This window comes from Acinetobacter sp. P8-3-8, assembly GCF_000214135.1.
Classification (GTDB): domain Bacteria; phylum Pseudomonadota; class Gammaproteobacteria; order Pseudomonadales; family Moraxellaceae; genus Acinetobacter.
Window position 1 is genome coordinate 1 of record NZ_AFIE01000173.1, and the last position, 418, is coordinate 418.

The 418-nt window shown below is 32.3% G+C and carries 1 protein-coding gene; it reads right to left on the reverse strand.

What is annotated here, in order from left to right:
* Positions 1-336, reverse strand: a 336-nt coding sequence (locus GGG_RS0119200; RefSeq protein WP_034600278.1) for a transposase, incomplete at its 3' end; no start/stop codon positions are given.
* Positions 337-418 lie beyond the last annotated feature (82 nt).

The window sequence follows — 418 nt, forward strand, 5'->3', positions numbered from 1 at the left end:
ACTTTTAGAAATATCCTGATCTTTTATTCCAGAAGAATGTTGGTGTGCCCGAACATGACTACCGTCAATAAAAACCCATTCAACATCAGCATTTGAAGAAATTAATTTAAAAATTTTCATGAGTTTATGGTTTTTACACCAACGATTATATTTTTTAAATATTGAGTTATACAAACCAAATTCTTTTGGCAGATCACGCCAAGAGCAGCCTGTTCTTATACGGTAAAGAATACCCTCTACAAAATTCCGTAGATTTGGTTTGTAATAAATGTCAAAATTACGGAAAATATAGAGTAACTTAGACCAGTGTTGATCATTCAGCATTGTACGAGGCATAGCGAGGGTAAAATTGGGTTTGGCGATTTAATTTTACTATCTCGCTATTTTTTTATACAGCAAATGTTAACAGATCCTAAAA